Source organism: Sphingomonas mucosissima (assembly GCF_002197665.1).
GTDB lineage: Bacteria > Pseudomonadota > Alphaproteobacteria > Sphingomonadales > Sphingomonadaceae > Sphingomonas > Sphingomonas mucosissima.
On the sequence record NZ_NBBJ01000001.1, the window covers coordinates 508,813 to 535,635 of the forward strand.

General features: G+C 65.8%; 23 protein-coding genes. 15 read left to right on the forward strand and 8 right to left on the reverse strand.

Going from position 1 to position 26,823, the window contains the following annotated elements:
- Nucleotides 1-33 precede the first annotated feature (33 nt).
- From SPMU_RS02435 to SPMU_RS02445, 3 genes are read right to left on the reverse strand one after another with little or no spacing between them, the layout of a single operon-like run.
- The gene (locus SPMU_RS02435) at nucleotides 34-351 is read right to left on the reverse strand and encodes a YciI-like protein (RefSeq protein WP_088331589.1); all 318 of its coding nucleotides are present in this window, start codon (nucleotides 349-351) and stop codon (nucleotides 34-36) included.
- Complete coding sequence (gene trpE, locus SPMU_RS02440; protein WP_088331591.1) at nucleotides 348-1,856, reverse strand: anthranilate synthase component I; 1,509 nt, start codon at nucleotides 1,854-1,856, stop codon at nucleotides 348-350. The genes SPMU_RS02435 and trpE overlap by 4 nt, the downstream gene beginning before the upstream one ends.
- On the reverse strand, nucleotides 1,840-3,783 hold the full coding sequence (locus SPMU_RS02445; RefSeq protein ID WP_088331593.1) for a peptidylprolyl isomerase: 1,944 nt from the start codon (nucleotides 3,781-3,783) through the stop codon (nucleotides 1,840-1,842). Before SPMU_RS02445 ends, trpE begins: the two co-directional genes overlap by 17 nt.
- An 82-nt stretch (nucleotides 3,784-3,865) precedes the next feature.
- On the opposite strand from SPMU_RS02445, the gene tpiA reads away from it, so the two are divergent.
- On the forward strand, nucleotides 3,866-4,600 hold the full coding sequence (gene tpiA / locus SPMU_RS02450; RefSeq protein ID WP_088331595.1) for a triose-phosphate isomerase: 735 nt from the start codon (nucleotides 3,866-3,868) through the stop codon (nucleotides 4,598-4,600).
- Nucleotides 4,601-4,801: 201 nt separating this feature from the next.
- Here the strand turns inward: tpiA and SPMU_RS02455 are convergent, their stop codons facing one another.
- Nucleotides 4,802-6,184 carry a leucyl aminopeptidase family protein gene (locus SPMU_RS02455; RefSeq protein ID WP_088331605.1) on the reverse strand — a complete coding sequence of 461 codons (1,383 nt, stop codon included), beginning with the start codon at nucleotides 6,182-6,184 and terminating at the stop codon, nucleotides 4,802-4,804.
- 127 nt (nucleotides 6,185-6,311) lie between these two features.
- Here SPMU_RS02455 and trxB point away from each other — a divergent pair, with 127 nt between their 5' ends.
- Both trxB and SPMU_RS02465 read left to right on the forward strand, forming a co-directional pair.
- Nucleotides 6,312-7,280, forward strand: coding sequence for a thioredoxin-disulfide reductase (gene trxB / locus SPMU_RS02460; protein WP_088333109.1), 969 nt, complete (start codon nucleotides 6,312-6,314; stop codon nucleotides 7,278-7,280).
- A gap of 101 nt (nucleotides 7,281-7,381) precedes the next feature.
- Nucleotides 7,382-8,932: a S10 family peptidase gene (locus SPMU_RS02465; protein ID WP_245832674.1), complete on the forward strand. Its 1,551-nt coding sequence runs from the start codon at nucleotides 7,382-7,384 to the stop codon at nucleotides 8,930-8,932.
- On the opposite strand, the gene SPMU_RS02470 is transcribed toward SPMU_RS02465, so the two are convergent.
- From SPMU_RS02470 to SPMU_RS02480, 3 genes are all read right to left on the reverse strand, one after another.
- Nucleotides 8,919-9,743, reverse strand: a complete 825-nt coding sequence (locus tag SPMU_RS02470) for a hydrolase 1, exosortase A system-associated (protein ID WP_245832676.1) — start codon at nucleotides 9,741-9,743, stop codon at nucleotides 8,919-8,921. The genes SPMU_RS02465 and SPMU_RS02470 overlap by 14 nt on opposite strands.
- A 49-nt stretch (nucleotides 9,744-9,792) precedes the next feature.
- The gene (locus SPMU_RS02475; RefSeq protein ID WP_088331607.1) at nucleotides 9,793-10,401 is read right to left on the reverse strand and encodes an alpha/beta hydrolase family protein; all 609 of its coding nucleotides are present in this window, start codon (nucleotides 10,399-10,401) and stop codon (nucleotides 9,793-9,795) included.
- A gap of 63 nt (nucleotides 10,402-10,464) precedes the next feature.
- On the reverse strand, nucleotides 10,465-10,737 hold the full coding sequence (locus SPMU_RS02480; protein WP_088331609.1) for an acyl carrier protein: 273 nt from the start codon (nucleotides 10,735-10,737) through the stop codon (nucleotides 10,465-10,467).
- 78 nt (nucleotides 10,738-10,815) lie between these two features.
- Between SPMU_RS02480 and SPMU_RS02485 the strand changes: the two genes are divergently transcribed.
- The 12 genes from SPMU_RS02485 to SPMU_RS02540 all read left to right on the forward strand — a co-directional run bounded on the left by SPMU_RS02485 (nucleotide 10,816) and on the right by SPMU_RS02540 (nucleotide 26,162).
- Nucleotides 10,816-12,333: an AMP-binding protein gene (locus SPMU_RS02485; RefSeq protein ID WP_088333112.1), complete on the forward strand. Its 1,518-nt coding sequence runs from the start codon at nucleotides 10,816-10,818 to the stop codon at nucleotides 12,331-12,333.
- Nucleotides 12,330-13,562, forward strand: a complete 1,233-nt coding sequence (locus SPMU_RS02490) for a pyridoxal-dependent decarboxylase, exosortase A system-associated (protein WP_088331611.1) — start codon at nucleotides 12,330-12,332, stop codon at nucleotides 13,560-13,562. The genes SPMU_RS02485 and SPMU_RS02490 overlap by 4 nt, the downstream gene beginning before the upstream one ends.
- A 99-nt stretch (nucleotides 13,563-13,661) precedes the next feature.
- Nucleotides 13,662-14,309 (forward strand): XrtA/PEP-CTERM system exopolysaccharide export protein, encoded by a 648-nt coding sequence (locus SPMU_RS02495; RefSeq protein WP_088331613.1) that lies wholly within the window; start codon nucleotides 13,662-13,664, stop codon nucleotides 14,307-14,309.
- Between the two features lie 11 nt (nucleotides 14,310-14,320).
- Nucleotides 14,321-15,838: an XrtA system polysaccharide chain length determinant gene (locus SPMU_RS02500; protein ID WP_088331615.1), complete on the forward strand. Its 1,518-nt coding sequence runs from the start codon at nucleotides 14,321-14,323 to the stop codon at nucleotides 15,836-15,838.
- Nucleotides 15,835-16,974, forward strand: coding sequence for an AAA family ATPase (locus tag SPMU_RS02505; RefSeq protein WP_245832678.1), 1,140 nt, complete (start codon nucleotides 15,835-15,837; stop codon nucleotides 16,972-16,974). The genes SPMU_RS02500 and SPMU_RS02505 overlap by 4 nt, the downstream gene beginning before the upstream one ends.
- Before the next feature lie 10 nt (nucleotides 16,975-16,984).
- Complete coding sequence (locus SPMU_RS02510; protein WP_245832680.1) at nucleotides 16,985-18,607, forward strand: hypothetical protein; 1,623 nt, start codon at nucleotides 16,985-16,987, stop codon at nucleotides 18,605-18,607.
- A gap of 29 nt (nucleotides 18,608-18,636) precedes the next feature.
- Nucleotides 18,637-19,704, forward strand: a complete 1,068-nt coding sequence (locus tag SPMU_RS02515) for an ExeA family protein (RefSeq protein ID WP_088331619.1) — start codon at nucleotides 18,637-18,639, stop codon at nucleotides 19,702-19,704.
- A gap of 1 nt (nucleotide 19,705) precedes the next feature.
- Entirely contained in the window at nucleotides 19,706-20,581 is an 876-nt protein-coding gene (locus tag SPMU_RS02520; RefSeq protein WP_245832681.1) for an XrtA system polysaccharide deacetylase, read from the forward strand.
- Nucleotides 20,578-21,600, forward strand: a complete 1,023-nt coding sequence (locus tag SPMU_RS02525) for a FemAB family XrtA/PEP-CTERM system-associated protein (RefSeq protein ID WP_088331623.1) — start codon at nucleotides 20,578-20,580, stop codon at nucleotides 21,598-21,600. The genes SPMU_RS02520 and SPMU_RS02525 overlap by 4 nt, the downstream gene beginning before the upstream one ends.
- A 1-nt stretch (nucleotide 21,601) precedes the next feature.
- The gene (locus tag SPMU_RS02530) at nucleotides 21,602-22,753 is read left to right on the forward strand and encodes a TIGR03087 family PEP-CTERM/XrtA system glycosyltransferase (protein WP_088331625.1); all 1,152 of its coding nucleotides are present in this window, start codon (nucleotides 21,602-21,604) and stop codon (nucleotides 22,751-22,753) included.
- Nucleotides 22,750-24,270 carry an exosortase A gene (xrtA, locus tag SPMU_RS02535; protein WP_088331627.1) on the forward strand — a complete coding sequence of 507 codons (1,521 nt, stop codon included), beginning with the start codon at nucleotides 22,750-22,752 and terminating at the stop codon, nucleotides 24,268-24,270. Before SPMU_RS02530 ends, xrtA begins: the two co-directional genes overlap by 4 nt.
- A complete protein-coding gene (locus SPMU_RS02540; RefSeq protein WP_088331629.1) occupies nucleotides 24,270-26,162 on the forward strand; it encodes an XrtA/PEP-CTERM system amidotransferase in 1,893 nt (630 codons plus the stop codon). The genes xrtA and SPMU_RS02540 overlap by 1 nt, the downstream gene beginning before the upstream one ends.
- A 199-nt stretch (nucleotides 26,163-26,361) precedes the next feature.
- Here the strand turns inward: SPMU_RS02540 and SPMU_RS02545 are convergent, their stop codons facing one another.
- Nucleotides 26,362-26,613 (reverse strand): DUF6894 family protein, encoded by a 252-nt coding sequence (locus SPMU_RS02545; protein WP_088331631.1) that lies wholly within the window; start codon nucleotides 26,611-26,613, stop codon nucleotides 26,362-26,364.
- Between the last annotated feature and the right edge of the window lie 210 nt (nucleotides 26,614-26,823).

Here is a 26,823-nt window from a genome sequence, read left to right on the forward strand (position 1 = left end):
CCTATCCAGGATCGCGGCCGGTGAGAAGGGTCGTTACAGACCCGCGCCGGGGCGGATCGGGGTGGCCGCGTCGGCACCGACCACGGTGTGCCACGGGCTGATCCGCCACGATGTGACGAGCCCCTCCGCCACATAGGGATCAGCCTGCGCGAAGGCCTCTGCACTGGCGTAGTCGCGGAACAGCAGAAGGGCCGAATCGATCGGATCGCCCACCGCGCCGCCGAGCATCAGGGCGCCCGTGCCTGCCGCTTCCCAGGCAAGCGCCAGATGCGCCGCGCGCAGCTCGTCGCGCCGGGCAAGATAGTCCGGCGCCAGATCGTAGCGCAGCAGGTAATGCGCGGCGGCGGTCACTGGCCGAATCCACCGGCACTGGCCTGCGCAATCGCTTCACGCGCCGCGGCGAGCAGCGCGCCTGCCTTGGCTTCGCACTCGCGCTGCTCATAGGCCGGGTCGCTGTCAGCCACGATGCCGGCACCCGCCTGAACGTGCATGGTTCCGTCCTTCACGACAGCGGTGCGCAGGACGATGCAGGAGTCCATCGACCCGTCAGGCGAGAAATAGCCGACGCCCCCGGCATAAGCGCCGCGTTTGTCGCGCTCCAGCTCGGCGATGATCTGGCACGCCCGCACCTTGGGGGCGCCGCTCACGGTGCCGGCGGGAAAGCCGGCGAACAGCGCGTCGATTGCGTCGTGCTTCGGATCGAGCCGGCCAACCACGTTCGAGACGATGTGCATCACGTGGCTGTAGAATTCGACGGTATAGCTGTCGGTGACGCTGACCGAGCCCGCCGCTGCGACCCGGCCGACATCGTTGCGGCCCAGATCGAGCAGCATCAGATGCTCGGCGCGCTCCTTGGGATCGGCAAGCAGGCTGCTGCGGTTCGCCTCATCCTCGCTCGCCGTCTTGCCGCGCGGGCGCGTGCCGGCGATCGGCCGGATCGTCACTTCGCCATCGCGGACGCGCACGAGGATCTCCGGGCTGGAGCCGGTCAGCGCAAAGCCGGGCAGGTCGAGATGGTAGAGGAACGGCGAGGGGTTGATCCGCCGCAGCGCGCGATACAGCTCGAACGGTGGCAGCGCGAACGGCGCGGTGAAGCGCTGCGCCAGCACGACCTGAAAGATGTCGCCGGCAACGATATAGTCCTTCGCCGTGCGCACCATCTCGGCATAGCGGCCCTCCGGCAGAACCGGGGTCAGCGCGATGTCGGCGGGCTCGCCGCGCACGCGCGGCGGCAGCGTAGCGGCCTCCAGCCGCGCTTCGATCGCGTCCAGCCGCTCCTCGGCGGCGGCGATGATCGCCGCGCCCGCCCGGTCCGCGTCGGGCCAGACCGGCGCTACGAGGAAGAGCGCATCCGCCAGGCGGTCGAACACGAGGATCAAGGTGGGACGCACGAACATCATGTCGGGCAGGCCGAGCGGATCCGCCTTGGGCTGCGGCAGGGTTTCGACCAGCCCAATGGTCTCGTAACCGAAATACCCGACGAGGCAGGCCAGGGCGCGCGGCAACTCCTCCGGCACGTCCATCCGGCAGGAGGCGACCAGATCGCGCAACGCAGTGAGCGTCGGCGCATCGCACGGCTCGAACGCGTCGCGATCGCTCAGCCAATGGCGGTTGATCGCCGCGCGGGCGCCTTCGGCGCGAAACACGAGGTCCGGCGCAAGGCCAATCAGGCTGTGCCGGCCGCGGACTGCGCCGCCCTCGACCGATTCGAGCAGGAAATCCCCGCGCCCGGGCTCGATCAGCTTGAGCGCTGCCGCCACCGGCGTCTCCGTATCGGCGATACGCCGCCGCCAGACGAGCGCCGGCCGCCCCTGCGCCAGCGCCTGAAGGGCCGCCACGTTACGGATTGGAGCCACCCTGACCGGCGAGGTTGGCCTTCACCTTCGCAATCGCGTCCGGATTGCGGCTGGCGCCCAGCGCCTTCTTTACCGCTTCGGTGAACTGCTGCGCATATTCGCCGCCGACCACCCGGCCAAGATCCCGGCGCGTAGCCGTTACCGCCTGCGGCACCTTGGCGGCGTCACCCGGCGTGATCTGCTCCACCTTCACGATGAGCCAGCCATTGCCATCGGGCGATTCCAGCATCTTAGCGGTGCCGCCCTTCATGCTGAACATCAGCGCCAGCACCGGATTGGGGCCACGCGGATCGGCGTTGATCTGCGAACGCGCAGCGACTGCCCGCTCCACCTTGCCGCCGCGGACACCCGCATCGGCGAGCGCCTTGTCGACCCCCACGCCCTTGTTGATCGCGGCCAGCGCCTTGCTGGCGGCTGCGCGCGCCAAGCGGCGGGCACGATCGGCGGTGAAGTCCTGCGTCACCTGATCACGAACGGAGGCCAGCGGACGCGGCGCGGCGCGCACGATCCGGTCCAGCGCGACCAGCGCGAAGCTGCCGTCGGCGGCGGTCTGCACCACCTGCGGATCGTCGCCTTCCTCCGATTGGAAGGCGGCGGCCAGGATCGGCAGCAGCGCGGGATCGGGCTGTGCCGCGGGCTGTTCCGGGTTGCCGCCGGTTGCCGTCAGGGCAGGGGTGGCCGCGGCGGTCAGCTTCTGATCGGCGACCAGCTCGGAAAAATTCGCGTTGTCGGCGATCGAATTTTCCAGCGAGTCGCGAATCGATGCCAGCGCATCGGCCGTCTTCTTCTGGGTCAGCTCTTCGACAATGGTCGGCCGCGCATCCGCCAGCGATTTGCCAGCCACCTGCGCGACATTCTCGACCTTGCCGACGACAAAGCCGATCGAGCCACGCACTGGGCCGATCACGCCGCCACGCTGCGCACCGAACAGCGCATCGGCCACCGCGGCCGAGGTTGCCTGCGTCAACGCTTGCTTGTCCTGCCCTTCGAGGCGGCGCGCTTCCAGCCCTGCCGCGCGCGCTGCTTCGGCAACGGCCGTGCCGCCACGGATCTTCTCGGCCAGCGCGCTTGCGGCGCGCTGGTCCAGCACGGTCACCAGCGATACGCTGCGTGTCTCACGCGCGGCCCAGCGCGCCTTGTCACCGTTGAACGCTGCGGCGATCTCCGCCTCGGTCGGCGTGGCGCGCGCCTTCACCGTTTCCGGGGTCACGATCGCGTAGCGGGCGACACGACGCTCGGGCAGCGAATAGCGAGCGACATTGCGCTTGTACCAATCCTGAAGTTCCGCATCCGTCGGCGCGGCACCCGTGGGCATGGCCGAGGCGGGGATCATCGCCACCTGGCCAGCGCGCCGCTCCAGCAACAGCGAGGCATAGGGAAGGGCGAGCGACTGCGGCACTTGGCTCGCGCCCATCTGCGGGCGAAGCAGGAATTGCACCATGGTCTCACGCGCGATGTCCGACTGGACCTGCGCGTCCGTCAGGCGGTTGCGGGCCAGCACTTGCTCATAGATCGCTTGATCGAACTTGCCGGTTGGCCCCTGCAGCGCGGGGATGTTGCGCAATTCGCTGCCGATCAGGGCGCGGCTCACCACCATGCCCTGGTCCTGGCCGAACGCCTGGAGCGCCAGGCCATTGAGCATCCGGTCCAGCACGCCCTCAACACCGCCGGCGGCGATCAGCTGGCTCATGTCGACCCCGGGATTGCGCTGTTGCGCACCGCGCAACTCGTCCTGCACGCGGCGGGTCAGTTCCGGCTCGGTAACGCTCTCGCTACCGACCTTGGCAATCGTGCTGCCGCTGGCGCCGCCAGATTGGAGGCCCGTGATGTCACCCAGCGCAAATGCGAGCGCAACAACGCCCAGCACGCCCATGGTGACGACAACGCCGAGGCGCGAATGAATAAGACGACGAAAGAACCCAAGCATGCAGCGCCAATCCGTTGAACGGTGCTCGCTTTAAGGACGCCTCTTCGTTACCGCAACGGCGCAACAAACAAGGGGAGAGAGCATGCGTCGCAAGTTCGTGGCGGGAAACTGGAAGATGAACGGCAATTTGGCGGCGCTGACCGAGCTCCAGGCCATCGCGGCGGCGGCTGATCCGCGCGTCGATGTGGCGGTGGCGGTGCCGGCGACCCTGATCCACCCCGCTGCGCAGCGTGCAGGCTTTCCGATCGGCGCCGAGGACGTGCATGCGGCGGATAGCGGCGCCCACACCGGCTGCGTCTCCGCTTCGATGATCAAGGAGGCAGGCGCCGCCTTTTCCATCGTGGGCCATTCTGAACGGCGGCAGGGCCAGAAAGAAACCGACGCCGATGTGAAGGCCAAGGCAGAGGCGTGCCATCGCCATGGCCTGGATGCGATCCTGTGCGTCGGCGAGACGCTGGAGCAGCGCGAGGCGGGCCAGGCCGAACAGGTGGTGACGGCGCAGGTGCGCGCGTCCTTGCCCGAGGGCGCTTCGGGTGACTGGCTCGCAATCGCGTACGAGCCGATCTGGGCCATCGGGACGGGCGAAGTCGCAACCGTCGCCGATGTGGAGGCGATGCATGCCGCCATTCGCGGCGCGCTCGTGGCGGCTCTTGGCGCGGAGCAGGGCGGTGCGATCCGTCTCCTTTATGGCGGGTCCGTCACGGCCGATAACGCCGCCGGCCTTCTCCATGCTGCCGAAGTCGATGGCGCGCTGGTCGGCGGCGCAAGCCTGACCGCCGCCAAGTTCGCGCCGATCATCGCGGCGGCGATCGGCTGAGCTTCGACGGCCCGAGCCGCGGGCGGCGCCCCGCGGCCGGGCTGTCCTACAAGGTGGGCCCCGTGGCAGGATCGCTCGGTGCCGATATTCACCTTTCTTCCAATGCGTCCCGCGAAAGTTGAGACGCCGCGCGAAACATGCGCCGGTGTCTCAACTTTCTCAACATTCGCGCTCGCCGGCCCTCTGCGGCACCCCTTCGGGTCAGCCGTAGCGCTTCTTCAGCACGCCCCACGCCGCGCGCAGGCCGAGCGCCTCGCCACCCCTCGGGCGGCCTGGCTTGGCCGCGGGGCGCCAGGCGAACGTATCGACATGCGCCCAGGCCACGCCTTTCGGCACGAAGCGGCGCAGGAACAGCGCTGCTGTCACTGCGCCAGCAAAGCCGCCGTCGGGCGCATTGACCAGGTCGGCAATGTCCGACTTCAGCATGTCGTCATAGCCATCCCACAAGGGCAGCCGCCACATAGGATCGTGCACCGCCGCACCTGCGGCCAGGAAGTCGGCGGCGAGCGTGTCGTCATTGGCGAACACCGGCGGCAGGTCCGGGCCAAGCGCCACCCGCGCCGCGCCCGTCAGCGTGGCATAGTCGAGGATCAGTTCCGGCGATCCCTCGCCGGCCTTGGTCAGCGCGTCGGCCAGGATCAGCCGTCCCTCGGCATCGGTGTTCGTGTTTTCCACCGTCAGCCCCTGCCGGGTGCGCAGAACGTCCCCTGGCCGGAAGGCATCGCCCGCAATGGCGTTTTCGACCGCCGGGATCAGCAGGTGCAGCCGGACCTTCAGCTTCGCGGCCATGACGAGGCCAGCGAGCGCGATCATGTGCGCCGCGCCGCCCATGTCCTTTTTCATGAGCCGCATGCCCGAGGACGGCTTGATGTCGAGCCCGCCCGAATCGAAGCAAACGCCCTTGCCGACGAGCGCGATGCGCGGGTGCGCCGGGTCGCCCCACTCCAGCTCGATCAGCCGCGGCGCGCGGTGCTTGGCCGCCGCCCGGCCCACGGCGTGGATCATGGGGTATTCGTCCGCCAGCACGTCGCCGCGAACGCAGCTGAACGTGGCGCCATGCTTCGTTGCCAGTGCCTCGACGATCGCTTCCAACTCGGCCGGGCCGAGATCCGATGCGCCGGTATCGACGAGGTCGCGGACCAGAGCCGTCGCCTCCGCCAAGCGAACAATTTCTTCGATCCGCGCCGGCTCGCCGGTCAGCAGCACGCGCGGGCCTTGGGGATCGGCGGCGCGATAGCGGGTGAACTTGTGCTGCGCGAGCGCCCAGCCGAGCATGGCGGCGCCGGGTTCGCCGTGCGCCAGGCGATAGGTGCCCTCCGGCAAGCCATCGCCGAGCGAAGCGATGCGCCAGGGTGAGCTTTCCGCCTCGTTGCAGACCAGCAGCATCGCCCAGTCTTCCGCCGCGTCGCCCGGCAGGATCGCGCGGTTGCCGGCCCTGCCGGTCACCTTGTTGGCGGCGACGGCGGCGCGGGTGCGTACCGGCTGCTGCGTCAGCCACTCAGTAAACGCGTCGGGATGGACGACATGGATCAGGCGGGCGGGCTGGCCATGGTCCGGCGCAAGAAAGGTGGTGAAGTCGGTCATCGCTGCCTTTGTCTGTTCGGTCCGCAAGAAGGGCGTGACGCGCAGACATGCGCGTGCGACCGCTTCGTCGCAAGCGGCGGGCCGCAGGATGGTTCCCTTGCTGGGCCTCGCATCCTACATCGGCGGCATGACGACACATTCGACTCGCATGCTCATTCTGGGCTCCGGCCCGGCTGGCCTTTCCGCGGCAATCTACGGCGCGCGCGCCGGCATGAAGCCGGTCCTGGTGCAGGGCATTCAGCCCGGTGGCCAGCTGATGACGACCACCGATGTCGAGAATTATCCCGGCTTCGCGGACGTGATTCAGGGCCCCTGGCTGATGGAGCAGATGCAGAAGCAGGCCGAGCATGTCGGCACGCAATTGATGTGGGACACGATCGTCGAGGTTGACCTGACGCGGCGCCCGTTCCGCCTCATCGGCGACAGCGGCGATGTGTATGAGGGCGACGTGCTGGTGATCGCCACGGGCGCGCAGGCGAAATGGCTCGGCCTGCCAAGCGAGGACGCGATGAAGGGCAAGGGCGTGTCCGCCTGCGCGACCTGCGACGGCTTCTTCTATCGCGGCAAGAAGGTGGCGGTGATCGGCGGCGGTAATACCGCGGTCGAGGAAGCGTTGTATCTTACCAACCATTCCGACGACGTGACGCTGATCCACCGCCGCGACAGCCTGCGCGCGGAGCGAATCTTGCAGGAGCGGCTGTTCGCGCATCCGAACATCACCGTGCTGTGGAACAAGGAAGTGCGCGAGTTCGTCGACGGCGGCGGCAATGCCGGCCTGGTTGCGCTCGACCTGCGCGATACCGAAACGGGGGAGCATTCGCGGCTGGACGTGGAGGGCGGCTTCGTTGCGATCGGCCACCATCCCGCGACCGAGCTGTTCCGCGGACACCTCGAGCTCGACGAGGACCATTATATCAAGGTCGAGACGGGCTCCACGCGCACCAGCGTGCCGGGCGTGTTCGCGTGCGGCGACGTGATGGACAAGACGTATCGCCAGGCGGTGACGGCAGCAGGCACCGGCTGCATGGCGGCGCTGGATGCGGAGCGCTTCCTCGCGGAGGCGGATTTCGAGAAAATGGCGGAAGCGGCGGAATAACTTCACCAAACCGTTGTGTCGGCCTTGTGCCGGCATTCAGGCTGCCGCACTCTCGCCAAGCGTTGCATGCGCGGAACACTGGATGCCGGGACAAGCCCGGCATGACGAAGGTTTTGGGGGATCGCTTGAAGTTCAAGATCGCATTGGCGCTCGGCGCCGCATTGTTGGCAGCACCGCTGGCTGCTCAAGACCGGCCAAGTGACAAGCAGGACACGAAGCGCGAGGCCAAGGCCGATGACGCCGCCATCCCACCGCCGGTGGTTTCGGTCACCCGCCATTCCGGCACCTTCGGCGGCACGCGGATCAACTATCGTGCGATTGCGGGCGAAACGTACCTCAAGGACAAGGATGGCAAGCCGCTCGCCGCCATCACCTCGTATAGCTACATCAAGGAAGGCCCGGTCGATCCCAAGCGGCCGGTGACGTTCCTGTGGAACGGGGGCCCGGGCTCCGGCTCGTTGTGGCTCCACATGGGCGCGTTCGGGCCCAAGCGCGTTGTGATCCCGTCGGACGCGCGCGACGACGGCGCGCCGCCCTATCCGATCGTCGACAATGTCGATTCGCTGCTCGACGTGACCGACATCGTCTTTATCGATCCTGTTGGCACCGGCTTCAGCCGTGCGCTGGGGAAGACCGATCCCAAGGATTATTGGGGCGTGACCAAGGATGCCAAATCCATGGCAGCCTACATCCGGCTGTGGCTGAACGAGCATGGCCGCTGGAACGCGCCCAAGTTCATCGGTGGCGAGAGCTATGGCACCACTCGGGCCGCGGCGGTGATCAATGAGCTAGAAGGCAGCTACACCGACGTTGCGGTGAACGGGATCATCCTGATTTCGTCGATCCTGGATCTCAGCGCCGCGGCAGACACTCCGGGCAATGAGATCGGGTATATCACCAACCTGCCGTCGATGGCCGCTACCGCCTGGTATCACAACAAGGTTGCCGATCGCCCGGCAACGGTTGAGCAGTTCATCGCCGAGGCAAAAGCTTTCGCCATCGGGCCATATGCTTCCGCTTTGCTGAAGGGAAATTCGCTCAGCGCTGAAGAGCGACAGGCAGTATTGCCGCAATTGTCCCGCTTTACCGGCGTGTCGCAGGAGTATCTCGCACGTGCCGACCTGCGGCTGGCGCCGGGACGGTTCTACAAGGAACTGCTGCGCGATCGCGGCCAGACGATCGGGCGCCTAGATACGCGGTACCTCGGCAAGGATTATGACAATGCGGGCGAGGAGCCGGACAATGATCCAAGCTTCTACGCGATCGACGGCGCCTATACGGCGGCGATGAATGCTTATGCGCGCGAAACGCTGAAGTACTCGCCCGACATCACTTATGTCTCGATCGGTGGCGTGCGCGATTGGGACTGGCAGATCGGCGGCCCGCGTGGCGGCGCCGGCTATGTCAACGTGGCCCCCTATATCGGGCGGGCGATGCGCGAGAACAGCGGCTTGCGGGTGTTCGTCGGCCAGGGCTATTATGATTTCGCCACGCCGTTCTTCGGTGCGGAATATTCACTCAATCGCACCGGCATTCCAAACGACGGGCGGATCACCTGGCATTGGTACAATGCGGGTCACATGATGTACGTTCGGGACGAGGACCTGCGAAAGCTGTCCACCGACATCCGGGCCTTTATCAAGGCTCGTTGAGGGCCCGCCGGATCACCGTTTCGAGCGCAGCGGCATCTCGCGGGCGGGCGAAGCTGTGTGATCCGGTTTCGATGGTGACGGTGCGCGGGCAAACACCCGCGCGCTGCGCCGCATCGGCATAGGCGATTGCCGTACCATCGTGACGCGCCAGCACCACCGTGGCATTCTCCCCCCAACCCGCGATCGCACCCAAGGTGCTGCGCGCCAACTCGCCCGGCTGCTCCGGCACTGCCACCTTGCCAAGGCCGCGTAGCAGTTTGCCGAGTGACAGCCCGCCGGTTGCCATTCGCTTCCATGCCGCGGGGTCGCGCAGCCGCGCCGCATAATGTGCCTTGATCGCCGCGCGGGGCGGCAGGGACGCAGTCGTTTCCACAATCCACGGGTTGGCGAGAACAAGCGCGTCACAGCCCGCGTCGCAACCCCACCAGGCAAGCGTGGTCGCCGCATCGCAATTGCCGAAGCCGATCAGCCGCGTGACATGCGGCGCTGCAGCTCGAAAGGCGTCTGTGGCGGCGAGTAGATCCTCCCGAGCGCCGCGGAAGCCTTGATTGCTGCCGCCGGAATCGCCCACACCGCGTCGATCGTAGCGAAACACGGGTGTGCCCGACCACGCCAGCCGGGCTGCAAGCATCGCCATGCCGCGATGCGCGCCCGCCCTGATCTCGTTGCCGCCGGAGACGATGAGCAAGCCGGTGGCGCCCGGCGCACTGTCGAGGGTGCCGACGAGCGTCTCGTTCATCGAGGAAAAGGTGAGGTGATGGCGGTTCATCTTCGCCTGGGGCGTCGTCACTCTCAAGGCCTCGGTGTCCACGCGCGGCTCGTGGTCCACAACAAATGGAGGCAAGCTGGCCGGCGCGACATCAGCCGCAGAACCCGGTGATCCACGCGGCGATATCCTCGGCTACGGCTTTCTGGAACGCAGCGTCGGTCTCCGGCTCGCTCCCGCGCCACAAGGGACGGCCCGGCAGCTTGCGATCTGCAGGCTTAGTGTCGCTGTCCAAGCGCACGACCCGGAGCTTGCCCGCCGTCGTCGGCTGTGCGCCGGCAAGGCTCGCGAGCAGCTCATCCGAGAGGATGTTCCCCGCGACGTCAGCGCCGCCCGAGAGATGACGAAGGCGGGCAAGCTCATGAACAAGCGCTTCGCCGGATTGCGGCGATAGGTACCAGCGGCTTGCCGCGGCGACCTCGCCGTCGATCAGCACACCGCTCCGCCAGGCGCAAATGTGGACCGGACCTGTTATCTGGGTGCAAGCGGCGGCAAACGCTGCCCGCCAGCCCTGCAGCATGGCGTCAGCGGTTTCCATCAGGCTTTCGCCCGCGCCCGGCAGATCCGGCAGCGCAGCCGCGAAACCATGAGCCGCAAGCCGGCGCAGCACATCGATCATGGCTGCGCGCGTCCGATTGCCCTCCTCGAATAAAGGAAGGGCGGCGACGACGCATGGTGCGTCGCTTGGTCCGAAGCGAAGCATTAGCTCACGCCCGCCGGACCATTCATAGTGATCAATGCGCGGGGCTAGTATGCCCGCCACAGATCAGACCAGCGTCTTGCCGGCCGCGAATGTGGTGAGCGCGCCGAAGGTCTCGAGCATGTCGCCGTCAACCTCGTCGTCGTCGATCACAATGCCGAGACGATCTTCGATCTCGGTCAGGACCCCGGCCACCGCCATGGAGTCGAGTTCCGGCAGTGCGCCGAACAGCGGCGTCGTGTCATCGAAGGCGGCAACGCGCTCGTCCGACAGTGCGAGCACGTCCTTGAGCACGGCGCGCACGGTTGCGTCGACTTCGGGTTTGCCTTCCGGAATCACCTTGGTCCCCTTAACTTTCTTGCACGCCGTTAAGCCGGGGGGATGAAATCCGCAACGTCCCGGCGCTATGGCCGAAAGATGGTGCCCCTTGATCCGAACCCGAGACCGCTAGATCACGTGCTTATGGGCGAAGGCGACGCGCCCGCGCTTGTTGATCGTGCCGGCGTTCTGACTTTCGCCGAGGCAGAAGAGCAGGTCGGCAGATTGGCAGGCTGGTTGGCTATGCAGCGCTTGTCCGCCGGGGACCGGATCGCGACTTGGTTGCCGAAGACGCGACAGGCGTGTTTGATGCCGCTAGCCGCAGCGAGGGCGGGCTTGATCCACGTTCCGATTAATCCGCTGCTCAAGCGTGCACAGGTCGCTTATATCCTTGCTGACAGCGGCGCTAAGCTGTTGCTGACCCAGCCGACACGTGCCGCCACGCTGGAGGCAGAGGACGTTGCGGGCGTTTCGGTTCATGTGACACCAGGGGGAGGGGATAAGCTGCCGCTCTCCGCTCAGGACAGCCAGGGATTGGCCGCCATCCTCTACACGTCGGGATCCACGGGTCGGCCGAAAGGGGTGATGCTCAGCCACGCGAACCTATGGCTCGGCGCCAACAGTGTTGCCCATTATCTTCGCCTCGGGCCACAAGACGTGGTGCTGGCGGTGCTGCCGCTAAGCTTCGATTATGGTCAGAACCAATTGTTTTCGACCTGGGCGGCAGGTGCCGCGGTGGCGCCGCTGGATTACCTCACGCCGCGCGATGTGGTGAAAGCGGTCGAGCGGGTTGGCGCGACGACGCTGGCCGGCGTACCGCCCTTATGGGTGCAGTTGCTGGAGGCAGAATGGCCGGACTCAGCGGCAAGGCAATTGCGACGACTGACCAACTCCGGGGGCGCCTTGACTGTCCGCATGGTGCGGGCATTGCGGCAGCGTTTTCCTGATGCGGACCTGTATCCGATGTACGGGCTGACGGAGTCTTTCCGATCGACGTTCCTCGACCCTGCACTGGTCGATGGGCACCCGGAGTCGATCGGGCGAGAGGTCCCGCACGCAGAAGTCATGATCGTACGTGCGGACGGCAGCAATGCCGCGACCGGCGAGCCGGGTGAACTGGTCCATGCGGGCCCCTTGGTGGCGCAGGGTTATTGGCAGGACCCGGAGCGCACCGCCCAGCGGTTCCGACCAGCCCCCGGCTTTTCCCGATATGGCGGCACCGCGGTATGGTCCGGCGATACGGCGGTGAGGGGTGGAGACGGATTGCTGCGCTTCGTCGGTCGTGACGACGAAATGATCAAATCCGCCGGCAATCGCATCAGCCCGGGTGAGATTGAGGAAGCAATCGTGACGGGCGAGGAGGCGGTGGAAGCGGTTGCCGTCGGGGTTCCTGATGCTCGGCTCGGGCAGGCCATCGTCGTTGTTCTGCGGGGGGAGCCATCGCGTGAAACGCACCTGCGCGACCGGCTGCGGCGTGAGTTGCCCAACTTCATGCAGCCCGTACGGTATGAGTGGCGAGACGAGCTGCCGCGGAACCCGAACGGCAAGCTGGATCGTGCGGCGCTTCGCGCTTCGGTCTCCAACGCGGGCAACGGATCGGGGGAGGCGGGCAATTGAGCAAACCTTTTGGACCATTGCCGCCGGAGTTTGCCTTCCAGACGGGGGAGCTGATTATCGGCGGTCGTGCAGCCACGGCATGGGTGGCTGAGCATGGCTCTCCGCTGTTTGTGTATGACCCGGCCATCGTCGAGGCGCGTATCGCCGCGTTCAGGTCTGCGTTTCCGACGATAGACCTTCATTATGCGATTAAGGCAAATCCCCATGCCGCGCTGTTGCAGACGATCGCGCCGCTTGTTGACGGCCTAGACGTTGCGTCTTCCGGCGAACTGGGAAAAGCGTTAGCGGTAAAGCCTGCCGGGTCGATCAGTTTTGCCGGCCCCGGCAAACGCGACACCGAACTCAAGGCGGCGATCGTCGCGCGAGCCACGTTGAACGTCGAATCGGAAGGCGAGGCGACTCGCGCGCTCGCGATCGGCGATCAGCTCGGGATCGCACCACGCCTGGCCGTTCGCGTGAATCCCGACATGGAGCTCAAGGGTTCCGGCATGAAGATGGGGGGGCGGCCTTCACCCTTCGGTGTTGACGCCGAGCGCGCGGCCGGGCTGGTGAAGGACATTGTCAAACGAGGTGCGGACTGGCGTGGCTTCCATATCTTTGCCGGTAGCCAGGCGCTGGACAGCCGAGCCTTGATCGAAACGCAAAGCGCGACGCTCGCGCTGGCGGAACGACTGAGCGGCGAGGCGGGGCACGTTCCGGCGGTGGTCAACCTCGGCGGTGGCTTCGGAATCCCCTATTTCCACGGCGATACGCCCGTCGATGTCGCTGCGATTGGTGCGGCGCTTACGGAGAATGTCGCAATCAGTTCGCTCACGAAGGCCGGTACGGCCTATGCGATTGAGCTCGGTCGATGGCTGGTAGGGGAGTCAGGTGTTTACCTGACACGAGTCGTCGACCGTAAACAGAGCCGTGGCGAAACGTTTCTGATCGTCGATGGGGGCCTTCATCATCAATTGGCTGCCAGCGGCAACTTCGGAACGGTGGTGCGTCGCAACTACCCCGTTGCCGTGGCCCATCAAATGGGTGACGTACCGGATGCGGAAGATGTATCGGTCGTGGGATGCCTGTGCACGCCGCTTGATCGCCTGGCTGATCGGGTGCTTCTGCCCGCCGCCAACGTAGGGGACGTCATCGCGATCTTTCTGGCCGGTGCTTACGGTGCCACCGCCAGCCCCAGTGCCTTTTTGGGACACCCGGCTCCGGTGGAGGTACTCGTGCAGCGCTCCTAAACGCTATCTTCACCTCTTACTTTCAAGTGGATGTGTAGCGGCACACGACGGGGCAGTACTTTTCCCAGGTCGACCGCTTGTGGTGACGGAGGTTATTCGATGCGCTTTTCGCGAGGCTATGGTTCCTTGCCTGCAGCCCTGCTGGCCGCCACGATGCTGGCGGGCTGCGCGAGCGTCGGTAGCACACGTCCAGAGTTGCCGCCTGCGGCCTTCGTGGCGCAGCGCGAGCAGCCCGGGGACGAATATATCATCGGCCCGCTCGACTCTCTTCAGATCTTCGTGTGGCGCAATCCAGAGCTGTCATCGAAGGTGCAGGTGCGCCCGGATGGCCGGATCACCACGCCGCTCATCAACGACATGCCTGCCGTCGGCAAGACGCCGGCGATGCTCGCGGACGACATGAAGCTGGCGCTGCGCGAATATATCAAAGACCCGATCGTAAGCGTTATCGTCGACAGTTTTTCGGGAACATACAGCCAGCAGGTGCGCATCGTGGGTGCGACCGAAAAACCGGCCGCTTTGCCTTACCGCGCGAACATGACGCTGCTGGACGCGATGATCGCCGTAGGGGGCCTCAACGAATATGCCGCCGGCAATCGCGCGCGCCTGATCCGGTACGACAAGGCGACGGGCAAGCAGACGGAGTATCAACTCAACATCAACCGCCTGCTCAAGAACGGAGACTCCAAAGCGAACGTGCGATTGGAGCCCGGTGATGTGATCATCATCCCCGAGAGCATGTTCTAGAAGGCGCACCAGTGACCGGGCTTTACGAAGAGATCAGGATCGCGGTTCATGCCGTGTGGACCAGGCGCTGGATGGCGCTGGCGGTCGCGTGGGCGATCTGCCTGCTGGGATGGCTGGTGGTCAGCCAGATGCCGAGCCGCTACGAGAGCCGGGCTCGGGTATTTGTGCAGATGAGATCTGTTCTCCCGACGACCGGCGACGCGGGCGCGATGGGCGATCAGCAACGCGATATCGATACCGTTCGGCAGACGCTGACCTCCGCGGTCAATCTGGAGAAGGTGGTCCGCGGCACCGATCTGGCGAAAACGGCGTCGAATGATCGTGAGGTCGCCGATCGCGCGGCCGGGCTCCAGAACGCGATCAAGATCACTGCGCAACAGGACAACCTGTTCGAGATCGTGAGCGTCGCGGCAACGCCAAAGCTCGCGTCCAGCATCACGCAGAAGCTGATCGACATCTTTGTCGAAACGAATCTTTCCGATGATCGCACACAGAGCGCCCAGACGCTGCAGTTCCTTGATGGGCAGCTGCAGTCGCTTGGCGCCAAGTTGCAGGATGCCGAGGCGAAGCGGGCTGAATTCCAGAACAATTATCTGGGATCGTTGCCCGGTACTGGATCCGTCAGCGACCGCATTGGCGCGGCGCGTTCGCAGATGAGCCAGGTGGATGCAGAACTCGCTTCGGCAAGCTCGAGCCTCGCCGCGTTGCAGGGGCAGCTTTCGGCGACACCGCCGAGCATCGCTGGACTCGGTGGGACAGCCGCCGTGGGGCCTGTGCGTGCCCGATTGGCAGCCATACAAGGGCAGCTCGCCGATGCGCGCGGCCGCGGTTATACGGACAATCACCCCGACGTGATCGCCCTAAAGTCCCAATTGGCGCAGGCGCAGTCGGCGGCCCGTAGCGAGCCGACGGGCGCAGCGGCTGGCGGAACGCCCAACCCTGCCTATCTGTCGCTTCAATCCATGCTGGCGGATCGGCAGGCGAACGTCGCCGCTTTGCGCATGCGCAAACAGCAGCTTCAGGCCGACCTTGAGACGATCAGCGCGAAGCTGGCGGGTGATCCGCAGGCTGCGGCGCAGCAGGGTGAGATCGAGCGGAACTACACCGTGCTGAAGGATCAGTATGACCGGCTTCTCGCCCAGCGGGAGCAGGTGAATTTGCGCAGCCAGGCGCAGTCGCAAACCGATGCAGTGAAATTCAGCGTGATTGATCCTCCTACGCAGCCGCGCACGCCTACTGCACCCAATCGGCCTTTGCTGCTCACCGGCGTGCTGATCGTCGGAATCCTTGGCGGCATCGGCAGCGCATTCGCCATGTCAAAGGTGCAGGCCACTTTCCCGACTGCGCAGCGGCTCGAAAAAGCGTCCGGCATGCCCGTAATCGGCTCGATCGGTGAAATGCTGACGCGCCAACAGTCCGAGCTTCGGCAGAAGCGGCTGAGGCTGTTCATTGGCGGGGCCGGTGCGCTTGCGGTCGGCTATGTGGCGCTGCTTGGCGTCGAGATGCTCCAACGGGGTCTGGCCGCATGACGAACGCCGACAAGAAGCATGAAGAGTCGCTGATCGAGCGCGCAGCACGCGTTTACGACTTCGGGGCGCACCTTCGCCGACGCGAAGGGTTCCCTCCGCCAGGAAAGGCCGCCGAAGACTTCGGTGCGTCCTCCGAGAAGAGGCGTGAGGTCGACGGCCCTGCGCTCATGCAACCGGAGGAACCCCACGCTGCGTCTTGGGGGAACCCGGCGGACATCGATAGCGATTCGGTGGAGACGGTCTCTTGGGAGCCGGCATCCCCCGACGCGGCGTTTGACTTGATTGCCGCCGCGCCCCCGGCGCCCGACGGCGCGGAAACGCTGTCGCGCGAAGCGGCGGCAACGCTGATGGCTATCCCGCCCGAGCTTCGCGCGGGGGCCGAGCCGGATGAAGAGGCGGAAATCTTTTCCGACGGCATCGGACGGATCGATCGTGCCCTGTTGGCGGAAAAGGGCATGTTGGTTCCCGGTGCGCCGGTCGGTGCACTCGCCGAAGAATTCCGGCTCGTGAAGCGGCAGCTTCTGCTGGGCGCACGCGCGCTTGCCACCGGTCCCATGGGGGAGCGCTCGCGCACCATCTTGGTCGGCTCTGCGAAGCCGGGCGAGGGCAAGACCTTCTGCTCGATCAACCTCGCAATCAGCCTGGCGGCAGAGCGCGACGTCGAGGTGCTGCTGATCGACAGCGATTTCGCAAAGCCGAACGTCATGGCGACCTTGGGGCTTGATGACTCAACCGGGCTGCTCGACATTCTGGCTGATCGTTCGCTTGATCCGGAAGAGTTCGTGGTGCGGACCGACGTGCCGCAGCTTTCGCTGCTTCCGGCGGGCAAGCGCAGTCACTCGGACACCGAACTGCTTGCCAGCGCTCGGACCAGGCAGGTTATCGATCAATTGCTGGCGAACGATCCGCGCCGCATCATCGTGTTCGATACGCCGCCGGCGCTTGCGGCATCGCCAGCCTCCGTGCTGGCGCTTCTTGTCGGTCAGGTGATGCTGGTGGTGCGTGCAGATCGAACGACGGAAGCCGAAGTGCGTGAGGCGGTAAACCTTCTCGACGGGTGCGAGCAGATCAGCCTTGTGTTGAATTCGCGCTCCTACGAGCCGGGCGGTGGCCGGTTCGGAAGCTATTACGGGTAGGAGGGGGCACGTGCTGAGGTTCTCACAAAAGGCACAGGGGTGCGGCATCGCATTGGCGATGATCCTTGCCGCGACCGGCGCACAGGCGCGCGAGCGCTACGTGGCGCCGTATATCGAACTAACCCAGGTTCTCGACGCCGACCTCACCAATGACGATGTGCTGACCTATTCGCAAATTGCCGTCGGCATCGATGCCGGCGTGAGCGGGCGGCGCTCAGAAGCCCAGATCAGCTATCGATACGAGCGCCGGATCCCCTGGAGCGATCGCGCGATCGACACAGACGTACACACCGGGCTTGCGCGCGCGTCTGTAGCGGTCGCGCCCGGCTTCTCCCTGGAAGGAGGCGCCGTGGCGACGAGGACGAGAGCCGATATCAGGGGAGCGGCGCCTGCAACCCTCGTCGGCGATGTCGACAACATTTCCCAGGTCTACTCCCTCTACGCGGGGCCCAGCCTCGTCACTGAAGCAGGCCCGGTGCAGATCGCGGCATCGGCATTCGGCGGCTACACCAAGGTGGAGGCACCGGGCGCAACGGGCGTGGCACCGGGGCAGCCGCGGCGCGACTTCTTTGACGATTCAACAAGCGTGCTCGCACAGGCTTCGGCCGGGGTGGCGGCAGGAACGGTGCTGCCGGTCGGCGTAACGGTGAGCGGCGCGTACGACCGTGAAGAGGCCGGGCAGCTCGATCAGAAGTTCGAAGGGTATTTCGCCCGCGGCGACGTGACGCTGCCGATCAGCCGCACCGTCGCGCTGCGCGCCGGTGCTGGTTATGAAAAGATCGAGGCGTCGCAGCGTGACGCGCTGCTGGATGCCGCAGGCAATCCCGTGGTCGACGGTGATGGCCGCTTCGTCACCGACCGAGCCTCACCGCGGCGGATCGCCTACAACACCGATGGTCTGATCTATGATGCGGGCGTGATCTGGCGGCCGAGCCCGAGGTTCGAACTTCAAGCCAACGCCGGCTACCGCTATGGCGGCGAGACGTACTTCGGCTCGCTGACATGGGAGATGGCGCGGAACACGGGTCTGCAGGTCGTCGTCTATGATGGAATCGAGACGTTCGGCCGCCAGCTTCGGGATGGTCTTCGCGGACTTCCCACGGCTTTCCAGGGCACGGCCAACCCGTTCGGACAGCAGTTCAACGGCTGCGTCTTCGGCAGCAACCCTGGCGCGAGCGGGGATGGCACAGGCGGTTGTCTGAACAACGTTTTCCAGTCGATTGCCACGGCCACGTACCGGGCGCGCGGCATCGATGCTGTTGTCTCTGCCACGCAGGGCCGCACTTCGTACGGCGCGGGCGTCGGCTATGCCAATCGGCGCCTGAACACGCCCGATCTTGCACCGGGTACCGTTGCGCTCGCGGTGACCGACGAGAGCTATTACGCGCAGCTCTTCTGGTCACGCGCGCTGAGCCGGGCGTCGCAAGTCGATGCGAACCTGTTCGCCAATTATTACGATAGCGGCCTGCTGGCGAATGGCGGCGTATTCAACCTGGGCGCAACGGGCACCTATTCCCGTCAGTTCGGGCGTTTGGGCACCATTGCGTCGCTCGGTCTTTATACGTTCGATCAAGACGGTTTTGATAGCCAGTGGTCGGCGCAGGCGCTGCTCGGCGCCCGCTACACGTTCTAACCGGACAGTAATCTAAGGGATCGCCCGGCATGTATGAGGAACATTTTGGCCTGACGGAGCGGCCGTTCCAGCTGACGCCCGACCCGCGTTACTGGTTCGATTCGGCCACGCATCGGAAAGCAATGGCCTATTTGGGCTATGGTCTGGCCCAAGGTGAAGGCTTCATCGTAATCACCGGCGACATCGGCGCCGGCAAGACGACGCTGGTCGGCCATGTGACCGCGCAAATCGACCCCGCGAACCTCAGCGTCATCACGATCGTGTCGACCGCGATTGAGGGCGACGATCTGCTGCGGGTGGTGGCGACCGGTCTCGACATCGAGCCGGCAGGACGATCGAAGGCCGAGTTGCTGACGCTTGTGGAGCGCGGGCTGCACGCGGTGGCGCGAACCGGCCGGCGCACGCTGCTGATCGTCGATGAGGCGCAGGCGTTGCCGGTATCGGCATTGGAAGAGCTTCGCATGCTCTCCAACTTCCAGGCCGGCGGACGAGCGCTGCTACAGATCTTCCTGCTCGGTCAGCCCGAATTCCGCGAGCGGCTCAACGGATCGGATCGGCTGGAGCAATTGCGCCAGCGGGTGATCGCGATCCATCATCTCGAACCGATGGCGCCGGAAGAAGTGGCGAGCTATGTCACGCACCGCCTGAGCATCGCCGGGTGGAACGGGTCACCAAGCTTCGCGGACAATGTCTTTCCCGTGCTGCACCGGGCAAGCGGCGGCGTGCCGCGCCGATTGAACCAGCTGATGGGCCGCGTGCTGCTCCATGCCGCCATAACCGAAGCGAAAGTCATCGACGCTGCACTCGTCAATGCGGTGCGCGCCGATGCGGCCCGCGATCTGCCCAGCGCCTCCAGTGTCACGCCGGCCGTGCGTGCTGTGCCGAGCCCCGCGCCGGCTCCCGCACGTTCGGCGGAGGCAAGCTCCCTTGCGGGCACCAACCCCGAGTTGCTTCAGCGGATTGCGCGCCTGGAGCAACGCGTGGAGGAGCAGGATGCGGCGCTCCGCCGTATGCTGACCTTGCTGGTGGACTGGGTCGAGAGCGACACCCCCGCGCCCCGCGGCGCGCTGGAAGCGGTGCGCGGCGCGGCGGCATGAGATGACCAGTTCCGCGAGACGCGGTGCCCCTCAGACCGAGGCCATCGTAAACGGCATGTCGGTTGACGTTGAGGAATGGTTTCAGGTCGGGGCTTTCGAAAACACGATCGCCAAGAGCGATTGGGACGATCTGCAAAGCCGCGTCGTCGGCAACACCAGCGCGGTACTGGACCTGTTCGCCGAGTGCGGCGTGCGCGCGACCTTTTTCACGCTTGGCTGGGTGGCGGCGCGCCATCCCGCGCTGATCCGCCGTATCGTTGACGATGGGCATGAAATCGCGAGCCACGGGTGGGATCACCGGCGCGTCTTCACCATGGAACCGGAACAGTTTCGCGCCGATATCGGCCGCGCACGTGCGGCGCTGGAGGATGCGGGCGGCACTACCGTCACGGGCTATCGCGCGCCGAGCTTTTCCATCGATGCGCGCACACCATGGGCGCACACGATATTGGCGGAGGAAGGCTACACCTATTCGTCCAGCGTGGCGCCGGTCGCGCACGATCACTACGGCTGGCGCGACAGCCCTCGATTTGCCTGGCGACCCTTGTCCGACAGCAAACTGATCGAAGTGCCGGTGTCGGTCGCGGAGCTTGCCGGACGGCGCATGGCGGTGGGTGGCGGGTTCTTTCGACTGTTGCCGGCTGCCCTGACCGATCTGGCGGTGCGCCAGGCCAATCGTGGCGGCCACGCCGGCATGTTCTATTTCCACCCGTGGGAAGTGGACACGGGGCAGCCGCGCGTCGCTCATGCCCCGCTGCGTTCCCGCGTGCGGCACTATAGCCGGATCGGCGCGATGAAGGGGAAGCTGCGCGGCCTGCTGAAGCGGCACGCCTGGGGGCGGGTGGATGATGTGGTGGCGGGGGAGCAGGAGCGTTGAGCGCATCCGCTGCGCCGCGCGGCAATGTGGTCGTCCGTGAAGCTCACGAGGAGGATGGGCGGATAGACGCCTTTGTGTCGCGCCATCCGGATGCGACGCCGTTTCACCTGACGGCTTGGACCCGGGCGGTTGAGCGGGGCTGCGGGCAGCACGCGCGCTTTATGATCGCCGAACGTGATGGTGAGATCGTCGGTTATCTGCCGCTGACGCACGTGCGTTCAAGGCTGTTTGGCGAAGCGCTGGTGTCGTGCGGCTTTGCGGTGGGCGGCGGTGTGCTTGGTGAGGGCGTGGAACCGCTTGCCGCAGCGGCGCGCGCGATCGGCTGTCCGACGGTGGAGCTACGCGGTGGACCGTTGCCGGCCGAATGGCCGTGCGACGAAGACACCTATATTGGCTTCGTTCGACCGCTGGCGAAGGATGACGATGCGGAGTTGCTCGCCATTCCGCGCAAGCAGCGGGCAGAGGTGCGCAAGGCGCTTGCGAGCAACCTGGAGGTGGTGACTGGCGGGCTCACGCTCGCCGATGAGCATTACCGTATCTATGCAGAATCGGTGCGGAACCTGGGTACGCCGGTCTTCCCGCGTGCGCTGTTCAGGGCGGCGCTGGAAACCATGGACGCCGACATCCTGACCGTGCGGCATGATGGGCGGGCGGTCGCGAGTGTGCTGAGCCTGTACTTGAATGGCACGGTGTATCCCTATTGGGGCGGCGGCACGGAAGCGGCGCGCGGGCTGCGAGCGAACGATCGGATGTACTTTGCGCTGATGGCGCATGCGCGCGCGCGCGGCTGCACGCATTTCGATTTCGGACGCTCCAAGGCGGGCACCGGGGCGGCGGCGTTTAAAAAGAACTGGGGCTTTCCGGGCATGCCGCTGCGCTATGCCAAATGGTCCAGCGGACCTGCGCGCGAGGTGAATCCGCTTAACCCGAAATACGCGCTGATGGTGCGGACCTGGAAGAAGCTGCCGTTGCCGGTGGCCAGCCTGTTGGGGCCTTGGATCAGCCGGGGGCTGGGCTGAGGTGGACATCCTGTTTCTGGCGCACCGGGCGCCTTTTCCGCCCGATCGCGGGGACCGGATCCGCAGCTTCAACATCCTGAAATATCTGTCCCAGCGCGCGCGCGTTCACTTGGTCGCTTTCGTCGACGACGATGCGGTCATCACGGACGAGCATCGCGCCCTGGTGGACGAATGTGTGCTGATCCGCCGCACTAAGTCTCAACTGCGCGCTGTTGCGGAGGCGCTTGCGAAGCAACGGCCCGTGTCGCTGACGGCCTTTGCGGATCGGGAGTTCGGGCGAGCGGTGAAGGATATCGTCGCGCGGCGCCGGATCGACGCGGTTTACGCCTTTTCTGGGCAGATGGCGCAATATATCCCTGACGCGGGGCCTATTGCGATCATGGACTTCGTCGACCTGGATTCAGCCAAATTCGCCGCCTACGCCCAGGACGCGCGTGCGCCGATGCGCTGGATGATGCGGCGGGAAGCGCGGCTGCTTGCGCGCTACGAGCAAGCGGTGGCGGCACGGGTGTCGGCCTCCTTGTTCGTCAGCGCGGCGGAGGCGGCGCTGTTGCCGGGAAGCCGCGCTCTCGAGAATGGCATCGACACTGTGTTCTACGATCCGGCGCTTGCCGTGCCCGTTGCGAGCCGGCATCCGCTGATCGTTTTTACAGGGCAAATGGATTACCGCCCGAACGTGGATGCCGTTTCGTGGTTTGCCCGATCTGTGCTGCCGCTGATCCCCGATGCGCGTTTCGCGATCGTAGGACGGGCGCCAACGGCGGCGGTACGCGCGCTGGCGGCAGCGAACGTGACGGTCACTGGCGAGGTCGCCGACGTTCGCGGGTGGCTTGCGGCAGCCGACGTCGTGGTTGCACCGCTGCAGCTTGCCCGCGGCGTGCAGAACAAGGTGTTGGAAGCAATGGCCATGGCGCGTCCCGTGGTGGCAAGCGCGGGCGCAGCCGAAGGCGTCGACCATGCTGGCACGATCCACATCGCGTCGGATGCGCGCGACTATGCCGATCGCGTCACCGCCTTGATCCGGGACCCGTCAGGCGCAGCGGCGCTGGGCAGAGCGGCGCGCGAACAGGTGATTGCGCGCTACGGCTGGGAAGCGCGGCTGGCGCCGCTCAATGACCTTCTTGGTCTCGCCGGCGCCGGGCGGGTCGGGTGAGCACCGCGCTTCTCCTTCGGACCGGTGGCCTGTCGGTTGCCCGGTGGCGCGTTCACCTCGCGGCGCTGGCGTCGGCGTCACTCGCGATCCTGCTGCTGTTCCGCCACGACGTTGCCGATCTGACGCACTTGTGGTGGACCAGTACCACCTACGGACACTGCCTGTTCATTCTCCCGGTCGTGGCGTGGCTGATATGGATCCGGCGGCATGAACTCGCGGGGCTGACACCTGCCGCCTGGTGGCCCGGCCTCGTTGTCGTGGCGGCGGGCTGTTTCGGCTGGCTGCTGGGCGAAGCAGCGGGCGTGGCCGGCGCGCGGCATTTCGGTGTCGTGATCGCGATGCAGGGCGCCGTGGTGACGATCCTGGGGCCGCACGTCGCGCGCGCGCTCCTTTTTCCGCTTTGCTACGCGTTCTTTGCCGTCCCGTTCGGCGAGTGGCTGGAGCCGCCGCTGCAGCAAATCACGGTCTCGATCGTGATGCCGCTGCTCCATCTGGCGGGCGTGCCCGCCGCGGTGGAGGGGGTGCTGATCCACGCGGGGCCGTATTATTTCGAGGTGGCCGAAGCCTGCTCCGGCTCCAAGTTCGTGCTCTCGATGGTCGCCTTCGCCGCGTTGGTGGCAAATACGTGTTTTCGCTCCTGGAGGCGGCGCGCGGCGTTCATGGCGGTAGCGCTGATCGTGCCGATCCTAGCGAACGGCGTGCGCGCCTTCGGCACCATCCTGGCGGCGCAGTTTGTCGGCCTGGAGGCCGCAACCGGCTTCGATCACATCGTCTATGGTTGGCTGTTCTTCGCGGTGGTGATGGGGGCGGTGATGGCCGGTGGGTGGCGTTGGTTCGACCGCGCGCCGGATGAGCCTGCCTTCGACCCCGCAGCATTGGCGCCGCCCCGGCGACACCGGATCGGCGCCTTGTCGGCCGCGCTGCTCGTCGCAAGCGGTGCCGCGTTGTTTGTTCTTTGGGCGTCGGCGATTGGTGGCCGTTCGCAACCGCTGCCCGCGCAGCTTCAATTGCCGCAGGTGTTGGGGTGGAGCCGCGCGCCGCTGAGCAACAGGGCGCCATGGGAGCCATTCTACCCCGGCGCCGATCATCGGCTGATCGGCCGCTACGTCGACGGGCGCGGCCATGCCGTTGATCTCGCGATCGCCGTGTTTGCGCGCCAAGGGGAGGGGAAGGAAGTGATCTCCTATGGCACGGGCGTGCTGCGCGAGAATGGTGGGTGGGTGCGTGTGGCGTCTCTCCCGGCGCTGGACGGCGGCTCAGCCATGCGGATCACGGCGCCGGGCCCGGTGCAGCGCGTGGTAGTGACGTGGTACCGGGTGGCTGGCGAGGTGACGAGCAGCCCACTTGTTGTGAAGCTTGCAACGCTGAAGGCGAGGCTCATCGGGGGTGAACCGGCGGCCGTCGCGGTGCACCTTTCGGCCGAGGACGGGAACGGACAGGATGCAACAGCGGCCGTTTCGCGGTTCCGGTCGGCCTTGGGCTCTATTGATCGCGCGACCGCCGAGGTGATGCACTGATGTGCGGTTTGGCAGGCCTTTATTATCCAGAGACACCCAAGCCGGTCGATCCCGCCCGCATTCGCGCGATGACGGAAGCGATGGCGGTGCGCGGGCCGGACGGGGAGGGGGTCTGGACCGCGCCGGGCGTGGGGCTTGGGCATCGGCGGCTGTCGATCATCGACGTGGAAGGCTCCCCGCAGCCAATGCATGATGGCGAGGGCGCGCTGTCGGTGCTCTTCAACGGATGCATCTATAACTACAGGGAACTGCGGGCGGAACTCGGCGCGAAGGGCTGGGCCTTTCGCACGGGCGGGGATACCGAGGTGCTGCTCGCCGCTTGGGCGGCCTGGGGCCCAGCGATGCTGGATCGGCTGAACGGCATGTTCGCCTTCGTCATCCACGATGCGCGCGCGCAGCAGCTTTTCATGGCGCGTGATCGGATGGGGGTGAAGCCACTGCATTACGCGCGGCTCGCAGACGGGGCGCTGGCTTTTTCGTCCGAGCTCAAGGGGTTGCTGGCGCATCCTCTGCTGCGGCGTGTGCCGGACATTCGTGCGGTCGAGGATTTCCTCGCCTTTGGCTATGTGCCCGACGATGCCTGCATCGTTGCCGGCGTCAGCAAGCTGCCGGCGGGCCACTATCTCCTGGTCCAGCGTGGCAAGCCGGTGCCCGCGCCGGTGCAATGGTGGGACGTGTCGTTCGCCGACCGGGCAAAAGGCTCAACCAAGGCACTGGAAGAAGAGCTGATCGCGCATATGCGCGAGGGGGTACGATCGCGCCTTGTTGCGGACGTGCCGCTTGGCGCCTTCCTGTCGGGTGGGGTGGATAGCTCGGCCGTCGTCGCGCTGATGGCGGAGGCGAGCCCGCAGGCCGTGCGCACCTGCACCATCGGATTTGCCGAAGCGGGTCATGACGAAAGGGCCTTTGCCGCAACGGTCGCGGAGCGTTTCCGGACGGACCACGACACGCGGGTGGTCAGTTCGGAAAATTTCGGCCTGATCGATCGCCTCGTCGCCGCCTTTGACGAACCCTTTGCCGATGCGTCGGCGCTCGCCACCTATCAGGTCTGTGCGCTGGCCCGCGAAAAGGTGACGGTGGCGCTGTCCGGCGACGGCGCGGACGAGATCATGGCGGGATATCGTCGCTATCGCTTCCAGGCGGCGGAAGAGCGAGTGCGGGCGTTGCTGCCGCCGCAGTTTCGCAGCCAGGTGTTCGGTACGCTCGGTCGGCTGTACCCCAAGGCCGATTGGGCGCCGCGTCCGCTGCGGGCGAAGACGACGTTGCTGGCGCTCGCCGATGAAGGGGCAGAGGCCTATGCACGTGCGGTTGGCGTAACGACGCCGGCGATCCGCGCGCGGCTCTTCAACGATGCGGCGCGCCGGGCGCTGAACGGCCACCGCGCCGAGGATCGCTACATCGCCGCGATGCGCGATGCGCCGGCGCGCGACCCCATCGATCGCGCGCAATATGCCGACATGAAGATCTGGCTGCCCGGCGACATTCTGGCGAAAACCGACCGGACCAGCATGGCGGTAAGCCTGGAAGCGCGCGAGCCGCTGCTCGACCATCGGCTCGTAACCTTCGCCGCGCGGCTGCCGGCATCGATGCGGCTGCGGCATGGGGAAGGCAAATGGCTGATGAAAAAGGCCATGGAACGCTATCTGCCGCGTGAGGTCCTGTATCGGCCCAAGATGGGCTTTGTCACGCCGGTGAGCGACTGGTTTCGCGGTGCGCTGGCAGGTGAGGCAGCGGCGCTGTCACGATCGCGCGTGCTGGCCGACACCGGCTGGTTCGACATGGAGGCGCTGCGCTCAATCGCAGAGGCGCATCGTGCGGGCCGCGAGGAGCATGGCCGGACGCTGTGGCAGTTCGTGATGCTGGAGCGGAGCCTGAAGCGGCTGTTCGCGTGATGCGCGCTGACCGTTGAGGTCCCTCGACAGTCTTGCACCAACGGGACCTGTCCAGGCCGTCCGGGTTGAAATTAAGGCACGCTTGATCGAGCAGCGCGGAGGGTCACCGATATCACCGGCGTAGGTGCGTGCGCTGCGGACCGGATGCCTCAAAGCGCGATGGATCCGGGGCCGGCGCGCTTGGAAGATCGAACGCGCACTATCGCCGCATCGGGATCGCCGCAGCCGAATCGGTGACGAAAAGCTGCATGACAAAGAGGATGAGGCCGGATTGATCGGTCACGTCCACGCGCCAGTCTTTGTCCTCCCAAATCTTTCCGGCATGGTCTCGCAGCAACTCTCCGACGAACCGGGCGACCTCAATCCGCAGGTCGGTTTGATTCTCTCTATCTATGTCCAAAGTTTCCCAGACACGATCGTGAGTGCGAAGTTCGATGTGATAGCTAGGCATTGGAAACTCCGTACATCCGGGCGTGTATCGTCACGATAGAGCTCCGCCCGCTTACCAGTTCTCGGCGCCGACCGATCCAGAAAGTTTATTTGCTGAAAAGAAGTTTGCGATTAGCTATTTCCACATTCCAACGTTATATAGAACTTATCGCCGATTATACGCTAGCAGGCTTTGGTGGCTGAGAGATGATGTGTGCTCCCGCTTGCAAAT

What these genes read in the sequence shown, in the direction of transcription:
- SPMU_RS02445 (WP_088331593.1), bottom strand. Translation starts at nt 3,783, where the DNA reads ATGCTTGGGTTCTTTCGTCGTCTTATTCATTCGCGCCTCGGCGTTGTC.
- tpiA (WP_088331595.1), top strand. Translation starts at nt 3,866, where the DNA reads ATGCGTCGCAAGTTCGTGGCGGGAAACTGGAAGATGAACGGCAATTTG.
- SPMU_RS02455 (WP_088331605.1), bottom strand. Translation starts at nt 6,184, where the DNA reads ATGACCGACTTCACCACCTTTCTTGCGCCGGACCATGGCCAGCCCGCC.
- trxB (WP_088333109.1), top strand. Translation starts at nt 6,312, where the DNA reads ATGACGACACATTCGACTCGCATGCTCATTCTGGGCTCCGGCCCGGCT.
- SPMU_RS02465 (WP_245832674.1), top strand. Translation starts at nt 7,382, where the DNA reads ATGACGAAGGTTTTGGGGGATCGCTTGAAGTTCAAGATCGCATTGGCG.
- SPMU_RS02475 (WP_088331607.1), bottom strand. Translation starts at nt 10,401, where the DNA reads ATGCTTCGCTTCGGACCAAGCGACGCACCATGCGTCGTCGCCGCCCTT.
- SPMU_RS02485 (WP_088333112.1), top strand. Translation starts at nt 10,816, where the DNA reads ATGGTGCCCCTTGATCCGAACCCGAGACCGCTAGATCACGTGCTTATG.
- SPMU_RS02495 (WP_088331613.1), top strand. Translation starts at nt 13,662, where the DNA reads ATGCGCTTTTCGCGAGGCTATGGTTCCTTGCCTGCAGCCCTGCTGGCC.
- SPMU_RS02505 (WP_245832678.1), top strand. Translation starts at nt 15,835, where the DNA reads ATGACGAACGCCGACAAGAAGCATGAAGAGTCGCTGATCGAGCGCGCA.
- SPMU_RS02515 (WP_088331619.1), top strand. Translation starts at nt 18,637, where the DNA reads ATGTATGAGGAACATTTTGGCCTGACGGAGCGGCCGTTCCAGCTGACG.
- SPMU_RS02520 (WP_245832681.1), top strand. Translation starts at nt 19,706, where the DNA reads ATGACCAGTTCCGCGAGACGCGGTGCCCCTCAGACCGAGGCCATCGTA.
- SPMU_RS02540 (WP_088331629.1), top strand. Translation starts at nt 24,270, where the DNA reads ATGTGCGGTTTGGCAGGCCTTTATTATCCAGAGACACCCAAGCCGGTC.
- SPMU_RS02545 (WP_088331631.1), bottom strand. Translation starts at nt 26,613, where the DNA reads ATGCCTAGCTATCACATCGAACTTCGCACTCACGATCGTGTCTGGGAA.